This window comes from Leucobacter sp. NPDC015123, from assembly GCF_043080205.1.
Classification (GTDB): Bacteria; Actinomycetota; Actinomycetes; order Actinomycetales; family Microbacteriaceae; genus Leucobacter; species Leucobacter aridicollis_A.
Genome location: NZ_JBIBVH010000001.1, coordinates 413,730 through 428,223, shown reverse-complemented (window position 1 = coordinate 428,223; position 14,494 = coordinate 413,730). Strand labels below are relative to the sequence as shown.

Sequence of the window (14,494 nt, the reverse complement as noted above, 5' to 3'; positions counted from 1 at the left end):
AAGCGAATTCGGCACGCGTCAGCGGCGAGACCAAACAGAGGACTTCGAGACCGCAAGCATGCCAGCGCTCAATGCCAAGACCGCGGGCGGTTGGCAGATGCTGCATGTCCAAACCATCACCTGACCGGCCCCGTATTCTCGCGCTGCGGAGCGCCGGCCTCACTCACTCCCAAATCGGCGAAGAAGCCGGTCTATCTCGTACACGCATCGCACAAATCCTGAACCAAGCGCTCGCGCCAGAACAGCTCGACGAGCTCCGTGCGCGCGTCTACGCGAGAGCAGAGGGGCTCCGAAACAAGTCATAGATGTCAGTGGGCACACAGACGCTGTTCGAGCAAACTTTCGGACAGGGGAAGCCGTGACGCGCACCGACACAACCAACGGCATCGAGTGCATGCCATGCGTGTAAATCGACACCAATCTATGGGCGTCATACGCCAGCCCAAAGACCCTCCCGTCGCAATGAGCGTTGCTCTCGCAAACCGCGACAACGTATCCATGTTCTTTGTGCAGTAATGGCATCCCCAGCCATCCAAGCGACGCGTTATCTCGCAGCACGGCGCCCTCGAGGCCGCGAGCGCATCCGTACTGTGGGGGCTTGAGAAAGCCAACTCCCACGGCGCGCGGGCGCCTGTCCAGCCAACGGCGCTAAATCCGTCCAGAAGCGACGAACATAGCCCCCCAGTGGGCCCGCGCCTCCTCCGTGGCGAGAACAGGGTTACTGGGGGCCATTCGTGATTGCATGCGGAGCCAGAGCGTCAACACCGTACGAGTCGGCCAGATATGTGCAAGAGGATATTCGTGTTGCTGGATCACATAGGGCGGTTCGCGCAGTGTGGTTGGCGCGACTGGTGGTCTTGTCCAGAAGCGCTGCTGGCTGCTCTACAGGTTGTAAGGCGCGGTCGTCTTGTCGCCCTTGTCGGGATGGCGGATCAGCCCTGGGTCTGATTGCTCTTTGCGGGGGTTTGCGTCCCCATCGAATTCCTCGTCAGCGCCGTCCATTACGGGTTCGTCAACAGTGTCCTCGGTGGGCTTCTTCTTCTCGTTCATGTTGCATTCCCTTTCCTGAGTGGGACACCACCATACGCCTCAAACATGGGGGCAGCTACTTTTTGGGCCTGTAGCTGCTTGCGGATATGGCGGCAGGGGGCATTGATGTCGTTGAACACGGCTCGAGTGGTCCGGAATGTGAACTCTGTGGCGTTGGTCTTTTGAGCAATTTTTGAGCATTCTTTATTAGCACTCTCAGGGTCAGAGTGCTAATCTAAATCACACCTGAGCGGAACCGACTCAGGTTTCTATCGAAAGGAGACTGATCTCAATGGCACTGACATTTGACCCTTTCACTGAGCTCGAACGAGTCGCCACCGGCATGCTGCAGGCGCGCACCGCGCCACGCGCCATGCCCGTTGACCTCTACCGAGACCAGGACCGATACTTCCTGACAGCTGATATGCCAGGAATCGACCCAGGCAGCCTCGATATTGACGTCGACGGCCAGCTACTCACGATCCGCGCTTACCGTTCAGGCGCGAACTCCGACGGCGTGAAGTGGCTGACACAGGAGCGCCCCGAGGGCGCCTACTTGCGACAGTTCAGCATCGGCGAAGGCATCGATACCGAGAACATCAGCGCCACCTACAAGGACGGTGTCCTCAGCGTCATCCTTCCGCTGAACGCAAAGGCAAAGCCGCGGAAGATCGAGGTGGCAATGCCGTCGACTGAAGCAGCTGAGGGGAAGTCGATCACCGCCTAACAAGCTGGTCCTGCACGTACAACCTGAGCCTGATATGAACGAGCTGCGGCCCCGTTCCCGAGAGATACCTATCTCTCTGGAACGGGGCTGCGCCTCGTCTCCGCCGACGAGAGGGTCATTCGGGCTCTGCGTGCGCTCTTCAAGGCTGCCGCCCTGTTGACGTCTCTTGAGCGCTTCGGGGCAGGTGATGTGCGCGAGCGGGTCCCGGCACGTATGAGGCATGGTCAACGCGCGAAGGGTGTCCTCGTCGCCATCGGCCGCTCGAAGCGCCAGCACCATGTCACTTGCCAGGCGTCGAGGAAGTGAGCGGTGAAATGCCATTCGAACCCCTCTCGAGCCCTTCTCGAAGTACTCACGGGGCACCCGCCGGTTGCAGCAGCGCTAGTGAGTCCTTTGGGCCCACCCCCACTCGCTCGGTTGAAAAGGTCGACGAGTCGGTCGCAAAGTTATCGTTCCATCCAGTGAACTCTCGGTAGCTTGACCTGCGCCGATGCTGTTGCTGGGAACGCCAAGTGGCACGTTCGCCGGCGCAACGGTGAGGTTCCTCGTTCGCTACGAGACCGCGGATGAACTCCGCGAGAGCAACATGTGTCCGCAGGTGGAGTCGGCTGCTCTTGAAGAATGCATCTCTGGCGGTTGGCTTGGATCGATCGTGTTCGACGCGTCGCCCCAGAAGCTCTGGTCATTACAGTTCTGGGCGCTTCTCATTAGTGGTTCCATAGTCGTCCTGCTCATTTGGGGCTTGATCACCGGATGAGAGAAGTCCTACCCCCGGCAGACAACAGATGAACGCGTGCCTACCGTGCCCTTCTTGTACCGCCAACTAGGCGGTAACCTGCTTTGAGTCTGTCGCTGCATCACAGCGACGATTATCGGCGGTCTTTCGCCACCGGCCTGAGCGAGGGGCCCACGTCAATGAGCTATGAAGCATCCAACAATGAGGCGCAGGCGCACGTCACCCCGCCCGGCACGGTTCCTCCTCCTTTTGGGGCAGGCTTCGGACGACTTCCAAAACACATTAGAACTCACACCATTGACTACCTCGACAAGGAAATCGCGCAAGCGCGACGTGAACGCAAGAACCTATCTGCCGACAGCTTTACCTTCGCGAACCGGCGCGGCAGCTCGACGACGCGATCTCTCGCACTGAGTCACTCTGGGAAGCGCTCCTCGGACGTCACTAGCCGCGTGTAGTTACTCGGCTGGGCTCCTCGTTATCGCGGCGCTGTGCCCTGTCTTCGGCAAGCGCCTCAACTGCCTCGGTAAGTGACTCTAAGACGCGCTGAACGCGGTCATGGAGTGCATGACAGTTCCCCGATGTAAATGCCCTCCCATTCGTGAATTCTGATAGCTCATCCCGAGCTTCATTGATGCAGCGATTCAGGATCCCATTCGTCTTCCCCATGCCGGCCACTCTACCTACCGACTTCTTCGAAGAGCATGGTGGCCGTATTCTCGCCTCGAAGACGTGGGTTTGGGAGAGGGGCCCGGTGCCCAGTTGATGAAGGCGTCCTGGCAATGTTGGAGGTTCCAGGGTCGCGGATGGGGCATGGAGCGGAGTCCAACATGAGAACAAGAGATGCCGCTACTCGGCTGGGAGGGAGGTGCAGCGATCAGAATGGTGCGAACTTTCTGCGCCTAACCCGGTATGAGTCAAGGCGCGACCGTGGGCGTGGCCGGAAAAACTCGGTTCCGGGTCGACGGTGCGCGCCTGGGTGCGCCAGGCCGATATCAACCAAGGCGTGAAAAGTGGAGTCTTTCCCGACGAGCAGGCGCGGATTCGAGAACCTGAACAAGAGAATGGTGAGCTCAGGCCTCGCGAACCGCGCATTCAGCGCAGGTGCGCCGAATCAGTTGTGGGTGAACGATCTGACTTTCGCGCTCCCTTGGCAGCCAATTTCTCTCCACTCGTAGTGGAAAACGCCTCTCCGGTATCGAGGCGACGCCCTCGACCGGAACTGTTGGCGGCAGGCATGACAATGCCCTCGCTGAGGCGGTGAACCACCACAACGGGGCCGATCTTGTGCGCGGGCCGGCGATGAACGGGCCGCGGAAAACGGTCAACGATCTCGAGCTCGCGACGTTTGGAAGGGAGTACTCGCACAACACGAGACGACTCCGTGGCGACCTCGGTGATGTGCCTCCAGCGAGGTTTGAAGAGTCGTTCTATGCTGGGGTTACCAGCGCCCAAGATCTGTTTGGAAACAAATGAGCTGAGTCTCTTCTCAACCCCGGGCGTGAACGAGCGTCAGTGCCAGGCGCGCTCGTTGCGCGCCTCATGCTCGGGTTCTGGCGGGACCTATTCGATTCGGCTGGTTATGAAGGCAAACAACCCAGGAGCGCCTCAGCCGATTGTGGGCAGCACTGCTGCACCGTGCTGCAGCGCGCCTTTCCCTGCGGGCGAATCACTGCGCGACATCGAATCGCGAACCACGAACCCCTGCTCCGCAGGGTCCGATTGCCCGGGCAAGACGGGGAAGGCCTCACGGTCGAGCAGCGCATCCAGCCTGTATCTGATTAGCGAGAGTGGCGATTTCAATCTTGCTGACTGGGGCAGATGCAACTCCACGGAGCCAGTTCTGTTCGCACCTGGCCCACTTAGTAGCGTGTGAGTTTCCAGGGTAATCGATCACGGCGACGGGGTCACAGGTTTACCGCTATCGTTCCGGGCCTGATGGAGCCCGCGCAGAGCGTTGGTATTCTCAGTGCATGACTGAACCCCAGCAGGCGCCCCAGCTGCCGTCGCCGAAAATCCTGCTTCCCGTTGGGATCATGTTCGTTATCGGTGCCGTCTTTGCGTTCGTGCTCTTTGATCTGCATGTGGTCTCGGGTGCGTTCGCCGGGTTGATTGGGCTTGCAGGGCTCGCCATGACTGTTCAGAGCATCATGCGGCTCGCCAAGGGTGAGCGCTAGTTGCCCCAGGCCCCCGCCGGTAGCCACCGCGGGCGAATCGTGGACCAAACTTGAACATTAGGGCGCGCGAATTCCAAATTCGCGCAGTGCTGGCATAACATGGAGACCATGCTTAGCGACAGTTTCAGCCGACTTCCTTCACATGTTCAGCAGGGGGTGCTCGAATACCTCGATGAGGAGATCCGTATTGGATTCCAAAAGAGCGAGGACGCAGCAGCTGACGAGAAGACCACGCCGGAGGGTGCGCGTCAGCTCGCAGACGGGATCGTCAGGTCCCTTGCGCTTCGCAACTCGTTCACTGGTGAGTCGGTTTCAAGCCCCCGCGATCTTGGGATTGGACAGCGTCAGAAGTAATTCACTGCGGCCCCGCTGGCATCATCGCCGGTGGGGCTTTTGCGTGCCCGTGAAGGCGCGAGCACGTCGACACTATCTCCGCCCATTCGCTGGGCCAGCGGTCGCCTGGGACACCCGCACGACTTGATTTGTATCCCAGAGGACCGAGCTGTTCGCGGCCTCGAGTGTGTCGTGCTGTGACACCACCCGCCGTTTTGACGGTTCTGGGTGCCACGTCATGACGAAGAAGAGCGGCACGTTCTCGCGGTTCGCGAGGCCCTGGATCATCGCAACCGGTCGGTCTTTCGGGTAACGCATGACGGCCCAAAGGTTAGTGTCGACTTGCACGTATGACATGCGCTCGCGCTCCGTGTCTTTTTCGTGTTCGTTCCGGTACACGCCCCTACCCCCATTCGAAAGTGTGTTCGATGAGTGTAAGTCAAGGCTCTGACATTTACGTCGAGTATGCTCGGTGGCGATATGAAGATCCGGGCGAACACGACCATCGGCGGCGCATCGCGCTTCGACGCGACGGCTGCCGAGGAGACGCTCCGTGAACTTGAGGAGCAGTACGCGCGCGGCGAGATTGAGCGCCATGCCTATTTCGAGAAGAAGAGCTCGCTCGTGCGTCTCTTTCTGAAGTCCACGACGTCACCTCGCCGCAAGCCGCGCGGCGACTTTGACTAGTCGACAGCCTGCGTGTTCGGCGCGCTGTCGGTCTCGGACAGGGCCTCTGCCTGCATCGTGCGTGGAGCCCAGGCGGGCGATGGTGCGACTTCGGGGTGGTTGGCGTCGAACGCCGGTGACTCGGACCTGATGCGCGGGATTGAGGTGAAGTTGTGCCGCGGCGGCGGGCACGACGTGGCCCACTCGAGCGATCGGCCGAACCCCCAGGGGTCGTATTGGGTGACGCGTTCGCCTCGCCGCGCAGTGAGGTAGACGTTGACGAAGAACGGGATCATCGAGGCGCCGAGAACCATCGATCCGATTGTCGAAACCTGGTTTCCCCAGGTAACCCCGTCCTCGGGCAGGTAGCTGTAGTATCGGCGAGGCATCGCCATGACGCCGAGCCAGTGCTGCACAAGGAACGTCATGTGGAACCCAATGAACAGCACCCAGAAATGGATCTTGCCGAGCCGTTCGTTGAGCATCTTGCCTGTCCATTTGGGCCACCAGAAGTAGAACCCTGCGAACATCGCGAAGACGACAGTGCCGAACACGACGTAGTGGAAGTGCGCCACGACGAAGTAGGTGTCCGAGAGGTGGAAGTCGAGTGCGGGCGACGCGAGGATGACGCCTGTGAGGCCGCCGAACACGAAGGTCACGAGGAAGCCGAGTGACCAGAGCATCGGGGTCTCGAAGGTGATCGAGCCGCGCCACATGGTGCCGATCCAGTTGAAGATCTTGACCCCTGTCGGAACCGCGATCAGCATGCTCATGAGCGAGAAGAACGGTAGCAATACCGAGCCACTCACGTACATGTGGTGCGCCCACACGGTGAGGGACAGCGCGGCGATGGCGATTGTCGCGTAGATCAGCGTCTTGTACCCGAAGATCGGCTTGCGGCTGAAGACCGGGAAGATCTCGGAGACGATGCCGAAGAACGGCAGCGCGATGATGTACACCTCGGGGTGTCCGAAAAACCAGAAAAGATGCTGCCACAGGATTGCGCCACCCTCGCCCGAGAAGATTTGGCCGCCGAAGATCCGGTCCATCGCAAGCGCGAAGAGCGCAGCAGCGAGCACCGGAAACGCGACGAGCACGAGCAACGAGGTTACGAGCACGTTCCAGGAGAACACCGACATGCGCCACATGGTCATGCCGGGTGCGCGCATCGTGATGATCGTCGTGATGAAGTTGACCGACCCGAGGATCGTGCCGAAGCCAGAGATGCCGAGGCCGAGTACCCACAGGTTGCCGCCGACGCCTGGCGAGAACGTCTCGGATGACAGGGGTGCGTACGCAAACCACCCGAATGAGGCGGCGCCCTGTGGGGTGAGGAAGCCGCCGACGGCGATGAGCGAGCCGAACGTGTAGAGCCAGAACGAGAACGCGTTGAGCCTAGGGAACGCGACGTCAGGTGCGCCGATCTGCAGCGGCATCATGACGTTTGCGAACCCGGTGAACAGTGGGGTCGCGAACATCAGCAGCATGATTGTGCCGTGCATGGTGAAGAGCTGGTTGTACTGCTCCTTGGTTGCGACCACTTCGAGGCCCGGCGCGAAGAGTTGCGCGCGAATGATGAGGGCGAGGACGCCGCCGACGAGGAACCACGCGACCGAACTGATGAGATACATGTAGCCGATCACCTTGTGGTCGGTCGACGTCACCCACGAGGCGATCGAGCTGCGTGTGGACATTGTGAAGTGCTCCTCTCGAGTGTGCGATGCTGCAAGTTGTCGTGTCAGTCGCGGGACGCCCGCGTGTCTTGCGCGAGGGCGCGCCGCACTTCACCCGAGGCGAACTCGACAGCCTCGTCGATGTCGTAACGTTCGAGGAGTGCGGTGGTGAGGGCGGCGGCGAAAGTGTCGCCGAGTCCTTTCGCGGTAACCTCTCGTTCCTCCTGGCGGTGCACGCTGCTCCACGTCGGAGTCACGAGTACATCGCAGATATCTGCGGGGCCGCCGAGGCGGGGCTGTTGACTTGGTAGCCTGACGCCGGTGACGACGACCCACTCGGTCTGTGGCCCCATGATCGAGCGGGCGGCTTCTTCGACAGCGCCCCGCGAGCTCAGCTCGGCGAGCGGGGAGGCGCTCAGGTGAGCGAGCTCGAACCTGTTGGGAACAATTCCGGTGGCAAGCGGGAGGAGCTCGGAGCGGATCTCGTCGACAAGGCCGGGGTCGGTGTAGAAGCCGAGCTCGGCATCGCCGAGCGTGGGGTCGACGAGCAGCGCGGGCCGGGTGCTCTCGGCCTGGCTTGCGAACCATTCTGCGACCGCAGTCGGCTGGCCGAGCGTGGCGAAGTATCCTGTCGAGAGCCACTGCAGGTCCGTGAGCGCGTCCGCGGACGCCAGGTCGCGGAGGGTGTCGGCGAGCCACGCTGCGGGCACCTGGACGTCGTGCACCGCGGCGTAGTGCGGCATCACGCTGAGCAGGATCGTCGGAAGTGTGATCGCGTGCGCCCCGCGGCTCCCAAATACTCGCGCGGCGGCGTTCAGGCCGACCGATCCGTGCGCGAGTTGGGACCCGATTGCGAGGATGTGCGCGGGGCGGCGTGTGAGCTCGAGCTGCCGGGCGTCGGCGAGTTGCACCGCCCGGCGTCGCTCGCCGATCCGCTCAAATTCCCGCGGTGAGCGACGATTTTTCACACTCACAACATTTGTCATAGGACAAACGCTATCATGGTGATGACAATGATTCGACATGCGCCCTCGGCGCGGAAGGCACACCCCATGACCCAGTCACCCACGCTCATCCCTGCGGCACTTCCGCTCATCGGCAGTGAGGAGCGACTCGCTGTTGACGCGGTGTTGCGCTCGGGAAACCTCGCGCAGGGCCCGGAAGTCGCCGCCTTCGAAGCGGAGTTTTCGAGCCACTTCGTACTCGGTCGGCCGACGGTTGCGGTGAACTCGGGGACGAGCGGCCAGCACCTCGGCCTGCTCGCGAGCGGGGTAGGGCCAGGCGACGAGGTGATCGTGCCGTCGTTCACGTTCGCGGCGGTCGCCAACTCGGTCGTGCTTGCGGGCGCGACGCCTGTGTTTGCCGACATCGAGCCAGAGCACTTCACGCTCGACCCCGCCCGCGTTCGCGAGGCGATCACCGAGCGCACGAAGGGCATCATGCCTGTGCACCTCTACGGCCACCCCTTTCAGGTCGATGCCATCGAACAGGTCGCACGAGAACATGGCCTCGCCATTTATGAGGATGCTGCGCAGGCGCACGGTGCGAGCTGGCTCGACAGGCCCGTCGGCACGATCGGCGAGTTTGCGATGTTCAGTCTGTACCCCACGAAGAACATGACCGCCGTCGAGGGCGGCATGGTCGTGTGCCGTGCTGACGAAACCGCTCGCCGGGTGAAGCTACTGCGTAATCAGGGCATGGAGACGCAGTACGCGAACGAGGTCGTCGGGTTCAACGCGCGAATGAGCGACGTGCACGCGGCGGTCGGGCGCGCGCAACTACGTAAGGTCGACGCGTGGACGAGGATCCGGCAGCGCAACGCCAAGTTCTTTGATAACGAACTCGCGCTGGTACCCGGTGTGACCCCACCGCGCGTTGCCCCTGAGGCCACCCACGTCTACCACCAGTACACGATTCGGGTTGCGGCTGCCGAACGCGACCGGATCCGCGCCGCGCTGCTGCACGAGCATGGCGTCGCTACCGGGGTGTACTACCCGATTCCGAACCACCGGCTCCCGTCGCTCGCATCCTATGCGCCGGCGGCCGATCTGCCGGAGTCCGACCGCGCCGCAGCCGAGGTGCTGTCGCTGCCAGTCCACCCGTCGCTCAGTGAGCGCGACCTTCACCGCATCGTCGCGGGCGTGGTCGCTGTTGCCACCGCGGGTTCCTAGAACTCCCCCTCGCGGCCCGAGGGGGAGAGGTGGGCCGGGGCGTCTCGTGGGGGGTCGCCCTGGCCCACCGACTTTCGCCGTACGCGGGTTCCCAGGCGGGCGATGATCTCGTAACTGATGGTCCCCAGGCGCTCGGACCACTCCTCAACGGCGGGTTCCCCGCGAGCGGGGTCTCCGAAGAGCACGGCTCGGTCGCCAACGCGCACGCGCGAGGCGAGGGACGTCACGTCGATGATGCACTCGTCCATCGCGATTTGGCCGACGAGTGGCGCGCGAAGGCCCCCAATCGTGACGGTGAGACCCGTGCCCGCGAGCGCGCGCGGCATGCCGTCCGCAAACCCGATGGGGAGGACCGCGTACAGCCGCTCTCCGCTGGCAGCGTTCAGGATCGGCTCCTCGGGATACGACCTGACGCTCCCGCGATGCAGCGAGACGATCTCCGCGCTGAGCGTGAGTGCGGGCCGCAGGCGGATCGGCTGGCCGTGGACGCCGGGTTCCGGATCGAGGCCGAGGGCCGCGATCCCAACCCTGACCGCATCGTACGCGAGGTGGGGGGAGGAGAGCGCCGCCGCCGACGCCGCAAGGTGCCTGAGTCGGGGGTTCGCGCCCGTCGCGCGGAGGAGTCGTGCGCCAGCGTCGAACCGCGACGCCTGGGCGCGATCGGCAGCATCGCCGGCGTTGGCAAGGTGGCTGAAGAGGCCAGCCACTCGCACAGTGTCGGCACGCTCCGCGGCTGCCGCGGCGGCGAACAGCTCGGGCCATGTCTCCGGGGCAGCGCCGTTGCGGCTCAGTCCGGTGTCGAGTTTGAGGTGAACGGAGGCGGTCGCGCCGAGAGCTGCGGCGGCGGCCGCGAGATCGCGCACCTGGCCGGCGCGGCTCACTCCGAGCGTGACGTCGTGGCGCACGGCCGCGCGGTAGTCCAGCCGTTCGGAGTGGAGCCAGCAGAGAATCGGGGCCGAGAACCCGTTTGCTCGCAGGGCGAGCGCCTCGTCGAGGCTCGCAACAGCGACCATGATTGCTCCGCCCTCGATCACGGCTGGCGCGACGATGGTTGCGCCGTGCCCGTACGCATCGGCCTTGACGACGACGATGACCTCGGCCCCCGTGTGGCGCCTGATAGCGCCGATGTTGTGGCGGAGCGCCGGCACCGACACCTCGGCGAGTCGCATGCGCTACGGCCTGGGGTCTGCCTGGGCGCCAGTTGGTTCCTGCGGGAACGCCTCGGGCCAGTAGTGGCTGTCAGGAAGCTGCCTGGCGCCAAATATCGCCTGGCCGACCCGCACGCATGTCGCGCCTTCCTCGATCGCGACTTCGTAGTCGCCACTCATACCCATCGACAGTCCGCCGTCACCGACGAGCGCCGGATCGAGCTCGCGCATGCGGTCTCGAAGGGTGCGCAGGAGCGCGAAGCAGGTTCGAATGCGCGGAATGTCGCTCGTGAAGAGAGCGAGGGTCATGAGGCCGCGCACCCTGAGTGAGTTGTACTGGGGGAGCTCGCGGAGAAACGCCTCAAGGTCTTCTGGCGGGAGCCCGTACTTCTGGGGCTCGGCCGAAGTGTTGACCTGCACGTAGACGTCCAGGCCGCGGCCAGCTGCCTGGAGGCGCCTGTCGAGCGCCGCGGCGGCACGCAGTGAGTCGAGTGCCTGGAATTCAGATGCGAAGGCGGCGACGTCGCGCGCCTTGTTCGTCTGGAGGTGCCCGATCACCGACCACTCGACGCCGAGGTCGGCGAGGCTCTCCGACTTACGCTTCGCTTCTTGGACCTTGTTCTCTCCGAGCTGGGTGCATCCGGCCGCGACTGCGAGGCGCACGCGGTCCTCGGGCACGGTTTTGCTGACGGGGAGCAGCTGAACGTCTGCTGCGGAGCGACCGACGCGAGCTGCAGCACGCGCGATGTTCTCGCGGACGTCGGCGATGTTTCGCGTGAACTCGGCGACGGAGGTGGCTGTCGGAAAGTCGTGAATGGGGAGGTCATCTGCCCCGAGTTGCTTTGTCATAGGACAAAGCGTAACATGGGCTGTGTTGAAACCGAGCTGACGAGTTCGGTACACCGTGAGAAGGGAGCAGGCGTGGCGAACCGCGGCGCAGGGCACACAGGCCCCACGGAGATTTCAGGCAGCACCGTCGACGACATCGTCGCGAGCATTCGCGCGCTCATCGACGCCGGATCCCTCGCCCCGGGCGACTCGTTGCCGCCGATGCGCAGTCTCGCCGATACGCTCCGAGTGAACCGCAACACGGCGTCAGCCGCATATAAGGCGCTCGTGCAGGCTGGGCTCGCAGAGACGCGCGGCCGTGCTGGCACCTTCATCGTCGACCCCTATGAGGCCTACGAGGAGGAGGGATTCGCGCGCGACACCGTGCTCCGCGACGTTGGCGACGGCAACCCTGATCCAGCGTTCCTTCCCCGCCCGGAGCTCGTGCGGCTCCCGGCTGCCGCGCCGCGCCTGTACGGCGAGCCGACGATTGATCCTGATCTCGCAGAGTGGGCGACCACGTGGATCGCCGCAGATCAACCGCGCCCATTCCGGCTGACTGTCACCGCCGGAGCTGTCGACGCGATCGAGCGGCTACTCGCCCAGACGCTCACGCCTGGCGACGCGCTCGCAGTTGAGGATCCCTGCTTCCTGACAAGCATCAGCACGATTCGGCAGAACGGCTACCGCCCGGTGCCAGTCGCGATGGATGCCGACGGGATGCTCCCCGAGAGTTTGGCTGCGGCCCTCGAATCTGGGGTCCGCGCAGTGATTTGCACCCCGCGCGCCCACAACCCGACTGGCGCGAGTCTCACCGCAGACCGCGCGGCCGCGCTGCGCGAGGTGCTCGCAGACTACCCGCAGGTGCTCGTTATCGAGGACGATCATTTCTCGCTACTCGCCCGGGCCCAGTACGCGAGCATCATCGGTGACGGCCAGTCGCGGTGGGCGCTCGTCCGCTCCATGTCGAAGGCGCTCGGCCCAGACATGCGCATCGCGCTCGTCGCGAGTGATGCCGAGACCGCTGAGCGCCTTGCAGCCCGTATCAGCGGTGGCATCACCTGGGTCAGCCATCTCATCCAGCGGCTCACCGTGGCACTGCTCACCGACCCCGAGACGCAGGCCCTCATTCGCCGCGCGAGCGATCACTACGCCACGCGGAACGCGGCGTTTGTTGATCGGCTCCGCGTCGTCGGGTTGACGTCAGAAAGCCGTGACGGCCTCAACGTCTGGGTCGATGTGCGCGGCGATTCGTCCGCCGTGCTCGTTCAGCTTATGCGTCGCGGCTGGATAGCTCGCGACGGCGTGACCTTCGGACTCGAGCGTGACGGCGAGCACTTCCTCAGACTTACCGTGCATGGCCTCAACGGTGAGGAGATGACGAGGCTCGCCGAAGACCTCGCAGCGGCTGCCGCAGCAGTGCCGCAGGCCGCCACACACGCCCCCGCAACCGCCTCATTCTTCACACGACCCGAAGGGAAGTCACAGCCATGACTCACACAGTCGAAGCTCCCGCCACACTTCAGCGCCCGGAGCTCGTCACCGAGATTCCCGGCCCGAAGAGCCTCGAGATCCACGATCGCCGACAGGCGGCAGTGCCACGGGGCGTGGGTTGCGCCCTCCCTGTGTACATCGAGTACGCCGACGGCCCCTGGCTCACCGACGTCGACGGCAATCGCCTGCTCGATCTCGGGTCAGGAATCGGCGTCACGACGCTCGGCCACACGCAGCCGGCCGTCGTCGCAGCCGCCAAGGAACAGCTTGACCGCGTCAGCCACACGCTCTTCACCGTCACACCGTATGAGAACTACGTGCGTCTCGCCGAGCGTCTCGGGACGCACACCCCGGGCAGCCACGCCAAGAAGACGTTCTTCGTGAACTCGGGCGCAGAAGCAGTCGAGAACGCAGTGAAGATCGCGCGGGCCCACACAGGCCGCCGCGTCGTTGCAGCCCTCGACCACGCGTTCCACGGTCGCACGAACCTCACCATGGCAATGAACCATCGCGCGGCTCCGTACGGCACCGGCTTCGGCCCGTTCGCGCCAGACATTCAGCGCGTACCGAACTCGTACCCGTTCAGAGACGGGCTCTCGGGGGCAGCGGCCGCCGCGCGCACGATCGAGTATCTCGAGCAGCGCATCGGGGTCCAGGATCTCGCCGCGGTCATCGCTGAACCCATCCAGGGCGAAGGCGGATTCATCGTGCCCGCCGATGGGTACCTCCCAGCGCTGGCGGAGTGGGCGAGCGCGAACGGCGTCGTGTTCATCGCTGACGAGATCCAGGCAGGCCTCGGACGAACTGGTACCTGGTTCGCGAGCGAGCTCTTTGGGCTCGTTCCCGACCTCGTGCTCACCGCGAAGGGCATCGCTGACGGGCTGCCGCTCGCCGGCGTCACCGGCCGCGCCGAGATCATGGACGCCGCACACGTCGGCGGCCTCGGCGGCACCTTCGGCGGCAACCCGGTCTCGATCGCGGCCGCCCACGCGGTGCTCGACATGCTCGAAACGGGGGAGCCGTTCGCAGAAGCCGCCCGGATCGAGCGCGCGCTCGTCGACAGCCTGCGCGACCTCGCCTCCCGCTTCTCGGAAATTGGCGACATCCGCGGACACGGCGCGATGATCGCGTTCGAACTCGTTGAGCCTGGCACCACGACCCCGTTGGCAGGGCTCGCGGGTGAGATCGCTGCCTATGCCGCGAGCCAGGGCGTACTGCTGCTCACGGCGGGTAGCTACAGCAACGTGATCCGCTTCCTGCCATCGCTCGCCGTGACGACCGAGCAGATTGAGTATGCTGTGGAGGTGATCGGCGACGCCCTCGCCCGCCAGCGCGCGTAGGTGTTGCCCGGGGCGCATCCGAACGGATGCGCCCACCCGGTGGGGTGACCGAATGGCTAGGTTGCGGCTCGCAAGGCCGTGCATGCAGGTTCGACTCCTGCCCCCACCTCTCTGTCCAACCGACAGGCGACCTCCCGGCCGCGAACCCAGATGAGGAGCCCGAACAGCATGC

The 14,494-nt window shown here is 64.0% G+C and carries 15 protein-coding genes and 1 tRNA gene; 10 read left to right on the top strand and 6 right to left on the bottom strand.

All coding sequences use genetic code 11. The features are described from left to right. The first annotated feature begins 104 nt into the window (after positions 1-104). Positions 105-305 (top strand): sigma factor-like helix-turn-helix DNA-binding protein, encoded by a 201-nt coding sequence (locus ACF07D_RS01950; RefSeq protein ID WP_391503685.1) that lies wholly within the window; start codon positions 105-107, stop codon positions 303-305. 577 nt (positions 306-882) lie between these two features. Here the strand turns inward: ACF07D_RS01950 and ACF07D_RS01945 are convergent. After that, the gene (locus ACF07D_RS01945; RefSeq protein ID WP_391503684.1) at positions 883-1,050 is read right to left on the bottom strand and encodes a hypothetical protein; all 168 of its coding nucleotides are present in this window, start codon (positions 1,048-1,050) and stop codon (positions 883-885) included. Positions 1,051-1,321: 271 nt separating this feature from the next. On the opposite strand from ACF07D_RS01945, the gene ACF07D_RS01940 reads away from it, so the two are divergent. The 4 genes from ACF07D_RS01940 (at position 1,322) to ACF07D_RS01925 (ending at position 5,023) form a co-directional block, all read left to right on the top strand. Beyond that, positions 1,322-1,756: an Hsp20/alpha crystallin family protein gene (locus ACF07D_RS01940; RefSeq protein ID WP_119283099.1), complete on the top strand. Its 435-nt coding sequence runs from the start codon at positions 1,322-1,324 to the stop codon at positions 1,754-1,756. 490 nt (positions 1,757-2,246) lie between these two features. Beyond that, positions 2,247-2,513, top strand: coding sequence for a hypothetical protein (locus ACF07D_RS01935; RefSeq protein WP_391503683.1), 267 nt, complete (start codon positions 2,247-2,249; stop codon positions 2,511-2,513). A 1,952-nt stretch (positions 2,514-4,465) separates the two neighbouring features. Continuing rightward, on the top strand, positions 4,466-4,669 hold the full coding sequence (locus tag ACF07D_RS01930) for a hypothetical protein (protein ID WP_119283097.1): 204 nt from the start codon (positions 4,466-4,468) through the stop codon (positions 4,667-4,669). Between the two features lie 108 nt (positions 4,670-4,777). Continuing rightward, the gene (locus tag ACF07D_RS01925) at positions 4,778-5,023 is read left to right on the top strand and encodes a hypothetical protein (protein WP_119283096.1); all 246 of its coding nucleotides are present in this window, start codon (positions 4,778-4,780) and stop codon (positions 5,021-5,023) included. Positions 5,024-5,095: 72 nt separating this feature from the next. Here ACF07D_RS01925 and ACF07D_RS01920 read toward each other — a convergent pair whose 3' ends face one another. Continuing rightward, a complete protein-coding gene (locus ACF07D_RS01920) occupies positions 5,096-5,359 on the bottom strand; it encodes a hypothetical protein (RefSeq protein ID WP_391503682.1) in 264 nt (87 codons plus the stop codon). Between the two features lie 108 nt (positions 5,360-5,467). Here ACF07D_RS01920 and ACF07D_RS01915 point away from each other — a divergent pair, with 108 nt between their 5' ends. Further along, complete coding sequence (locus ACF07D_RS01915; protein ID WP_391503681.1) at positions 5,468-5,689, top strand: hypothetical protein; 222 nt, start codon at positions 5,468-5,470, stop codon at positions 5,687-5,689. On the opposite strand, the gene ctaD is transcribed toward ACF07D_RS01915, so the two are convergent. Beyond that, positions 5,686-7,362: a cytochrome c oxidase subunit I gene (gene ctaD, locus ACF07D_RS01910; RefSeq protein ID WP_391503680.1), complete on the bottom strand. Its 1,677-nt coding sequence runs from the start codon at positions 7,360-7,362 to the stop codon at positions 5,686-5,688. The genes ACF07D_RS01915 and ctaD overlap by 4 nt on opposite strands. Before the next feature lie 44 nt (positions 7,363-7,406). Beyond that, positions 7,407-8,327 carry a bifunctional hydroxymethylpyrimidine kinase/phosphomethylpyrimidine kinase gene (locus ACF07D_RS01905; RefSeq protein ID WP_391503679.1) on the bottom strand — a complete coding sequence of 307 codons (921 nt, stop codon included), beginning with the start codon at positions 8,325-8,327 and terminating at the stop codon, positions 7,407-7,409. A gap of 66 nt (positions 8,328-8,393) precedes the next feature. Here ACF07D_RS01905 and ACF07D_RS01900 point away from each other — a divergent pair, with 66 nt between their 5' ends. Beyond that, positions 8,394-9,512, top strand: coding sequence for a DegT/DnrJ/EryC1/StrS family aminotransferase (locus ACF07D_RS01900; protein WP_391503678.1), 1,119 nt, complete (start codon positions 8,394-8,396; stop codon positions 9,510-9,512). On the opposite strand, the gene alr is transcribed toward ACF07D_RS01900, so the two are convergent. Next, complete coding sequence (gene alr / locus ACF07D_RS01895) at positions 9,509-10,681, bottom strand: alanine racemase (protein ID WP_391503677.1); 1,173 nt, start codon at positions 10,679-10,681, stop codon at positions 9,509-9,511. The two genes, ACF07D_RS01900 and alr, sit on opposite strands and share 4 nt — an antisense overlap. A gap of 3 nt (positions 10,682-10,684) precedes the next feature. Continuing rightward, positions 10,685-11,509: a YggS family pyridoxal phosphate-dependent enzyme gene (locus ACF07D_RS01890; RefSeq protein ID WP_391503676.1), complete on the bottom strand. Its 825-nt coding sequence runs from the start codon at positions 11,507-11,509 to the stop codon at positions 10,685-10,687. 15 nt (positions 11,510-11,524) lie between these two features. On the opposite strand from ACF07D_RS01890, the gene ACF07D_RS01885 reads away from it, so the two are divergent. The 3 genes from ACF07D_RS01885 (at position 11,525) to ACF07D_RS01875 (ending at position 14,431) form a co-directional block, all read left to right on the top strand. Then, positions 11,525-12,982, top strand: coding sequence for an aminotransferase class I/II-fold pyridoxal phosphate-dependent enzyme (locus tag ACF07D_RS01885; protein WP_391503675.1), 1,458 nt, complete (start codon positions 11,525-11,527; stop codon positions 12,980-12,982). Further along, the gene (gene gabT, locus ACF07D_RS01880) at positions 12,979-14,322 is read left to right on the top strand and encodes a 4-aminobutyrate--2-oxoglutarate transaminase (protein WP_391503674.1); all 1,344 of its coding nucleotides are present in this window, start codon (positions 12,979-12,981) and stop codon (positions 14,320-14,322) included. The genes ACF07D_RS01885 and gabT overlap by 4 nt, the downstream gene beginning before the upstream one ends. A gap of 38 nt (positions 14,323-14,360) precedes the next feature. After that, positions 14,361-14,431: transfer RNA gene (locus ACF07D_RS01875), tRNA-Cys, on the top strand. Positions 14,432-14,494: the final 63 nt, after the last annotated feature.